Below are 2,412 nucleotides of genomic sequence, written 5' to 3' on the forward strand. Positions count from 1 at the left end.
TTTTTTTTACCCTTTTCCTAATTAGTCCTTGTTGGACATGAATGTCCCTTAATTTACCTGCGGCTTTAAATAAATTTTTATAGGGAAGGAATTTTTTGGAAATGAAATATTCTTTCTCTAAAAGGCAGTCCATTAATTCATAAAGAGCCTTTATTTTTTTAATAGATACTCTGAGATCATGCAAAGCCTCCTCATCAAAATTTTCTTTTACCTTGGTTAGGTTTTCTTGTAATTTCTGGTTTTGTAGTTGATAATATTTTAATAAGTTTTTTTTCATAAGTTTCCTTTCAGGATGATTAGGATAGTTTTTTAAAATCCTCATCTTCTATGATGTTACTTTTTCTCTCCTTTGTTTTCTCTGGTAGAAAGGGTTTAAAATATGGGTAATATTTACTTTCGAAAGCATAACTCTACCGTAAATCCATCCGGGTCTTTGAAATATATGGATTCTGCAGTTCCGTGGTCCATTCTTTTAAAGGGAATATTCTCTTTTTCTAATAGAAGAATAGCCTTTTCGAAATTATTTTTGTTGACTCCAAAAGCAAAATGATCAATGTAAATTTCCTTCGATGGCATAAGGGCAACTCCTGATTTTTGATTCTCAGGAAATAGAAACTCTGGGGAATTAGGTTGTCTTTTTTCATTTTGTGGTTTTAGTCCCACATATTTTTCGTACCATTTTACCGAACGTTCCAAATCATGAACATGGAGTGCTATGTGATCAAGAGCACTGGTAGTGATCTTGTCAGTTTCTTTTGAAAGTCTTGGTGAATTATTTTTCATACTTATTCATTTTATTCTATTCCAATAAAATTTTTTTACGGATGTTTAATTCTTTTCTTATTAAACATTTTTGAAATATGAATGAATCCAGATAATTCTAACTGGAGGGCAAAAGGTTTGGCGAATGCAGAAGTGAAGCGATTTTACTGCTTTTCTTATTATGAGGAGGAATGAACTGTTGGGAAGATTAGAGGTTCATTTAGAAGAATACACATGCGCTGCTGCTTCACCCCCAAGATTGGAAATTGTGGGGGGGATTCCTCATTGTCAGATATATCCCTTTCATCGGGGAGAAATTTTTTCTATTCTCAATTTGGGAGAGGAAATTCCTTTTTTGGGAATTTTAATCTAAGCTATGTAATGAAAAAGCTTTATTAATTGATTCTGAAGGCTTTTTTTAAACTATAATTGAAGTTGGTATGCTTTTGGTAATCTTGGTGATGGTTGACCCTGTTTAATTTACTCTTGATGAAAAAAAGACTACTAATTGCAGACCAGGACTTTACCGTCTTAAAACTTCTTGAATTTTACCTGGGAAAGTTTTTTGACGTGCATACATTAAAAAATGGGGGAGAAGCCCTTAGATACCTTTCCAAGGGGAAGAACCTCCCTGATTTAATAATAATAAATTCCGATTTGCTGGAGGTTAATGGACTTGAAATGGTGGATTACTTAAGGAGCTCTAAACGATATGCTTCTATTCCATTAATTATGATTTCTTCCCAAATTAGGAAAATGGAACTTGATATAAGTGAGATCTATTTTGTAGATGATTTCCTAGAAAGTCCTTTTAATCCGGTTGAATTACTTTTAAAAATCAATCGCCTTCTAATTAGACCTTCAATTCCCGTTCTGGATTAATTTCTTTCTCCCTAAATTCTGGTTTATTAATAGGTGAGAATTGACTTGCTTTCAGTAATTTTAATGCTGTTTCCTTTTAAGTCAATTCATACATGATTCATTACTCTCCACTCTTCTTTTTTTTAATTTTTCCTTTTTTTAAGTGGATTAATTTCTTTTATCCGAGCATTTCCATAGGAGTCAATCAATATGCTTACATTGAGAGTGTCCTCAGGTGGCCTATAATTTCTTTCAATTCTTCTTATAGTGGAATTTTGAGTGTAATAGGATTCTATTCCATAATTAACAAGTAGTAGTTCGTAGGGGTCTTCTACATTATAGCGGAATTCCTTTTGCACTATTCCTTTTATGAAAACCATATTTGAGTTTGCCGGTAGCTTTTTCCAAATTTTACAAGGCCTTGAGTACTTTTCTTCCTGGCATAATTCAATGTAAAGAACATCTCCATAGTGATAGGTTTCTTCTTTAGAAAGGTCATTCGGAATACTATCTAATTGAAATTGATTTAGATCATAATTCAATAGCATGTAATTATGTCTGAATATATCCCGTGGATCCATTGGTTTTACCTGCAATGTTACTGTTCTTCCATTTAACCAAGGTAATAATGACCTTGCAGTAAATGCCAAAAGGATAACAAATTGAAAAAGAAGTATTCCCCAAATCCATATTTTATACCTCATACCGTTTTTTCCAAAGTTGATTTATAAGTAATAATAGTAAGCCACTAATCATAAATATGATTGCTGTGACGATGTAGCTTTCAAA

4 protein-coding genes are annotated in these 2,412 nt (G+C 32.4%); 1 reads left to right on the forward strand and 3 read right to left on the reverse strand.

Features of this window, described 5'->3' with window-relative positions; translation table 11 throughout:
• A partial coding sequence (locus E1171_RS02760) for a CHAD domain-containing protein (RefSeq protein WP_187696208.1) occupies positions 1 to 277 on the reverse strand: 277 nt, incomplete at its 3' end.
• 113 nt (positions 278 to 390) lie between these two features.
• Positions 391 to 783, reverse strand: a complete 393-nt coding sequence (locus E1171_RS02765; RefSeq protein WP_155203853.1) for a VOC family protein — start codon at positions 781 to 783, stop codon at positions 391 to 393.
• Between the two features lie 468 nt (positions 784 to 1,251).
• On the opposite strand from E1171_RS02765, the gene E1171_RS02770 reads away from it, so the two are divergent.
• The gene (locus E1171_RS02770; protein ID WP_155203855.1) at positions 1,252 to 1,644 is read left to right on the forward strand and encodes a response regulator; all 393 of its coding nucleotides are present in this window, start codon (positions 1,252 to 1,254) and stop codon (positions 1,642 to 1,644) included.
• A gap of 122 nt (positions 1,645 to 1,766) precedes the next feature.
• Here the strand turns inward: E1171_RS02770 and E1171_RS02775 are convergent, their stop codons facing one another.
• Positions 1,767 to 2,327, reverse strand: coding sequence for a GDYXXLXY domain-containing protein (locus tag E1171_RS02775; RefSeq protein ID WP_155203857.1), 561 nt, complete (start codon positions 2,325 to 2,327; stop codon positions 1,767 to 1,769).
• Positions 2,328 to 2,412: the final 85 nt, after the last annotated feature.

Source organism: Xanthovirga aplysinae, assembly GCF_009711365.1.
Taxonomy (GTDB): domain Bacteria; phylum Bacteroidota; class Bacteroidia; order Cytophagales; family Cyclobacteriaceae; genus Xanthovirga; species Xanthovirga aplysinae.

What these genes read in the sequence shown, in the direction of transcription:
- E1171_RS02765 (WP_155203853.1), bottom strand. Translation starts at nt 783, where the DNA reads ATGAAAAATAATTCACCAAGACTTTCAAAAGAAACTGACAAGATCACT.
- E1171_RS02770 (WP_155203855.1), top strand. Translation starts at nt 1,252, where the DNA reads ATGAAAAAAAGACTACTAATTGCAGACCAGGACTTTACCGTCTTAAAA.
- E1171_RS02775 (WP_155203857.1), bottom strand. Translation starts at nt 2,327, where the DNA reads ATGAGGTATAAAATATGGATTTGGGGAATACTTCTTTTTCAATTTGTT.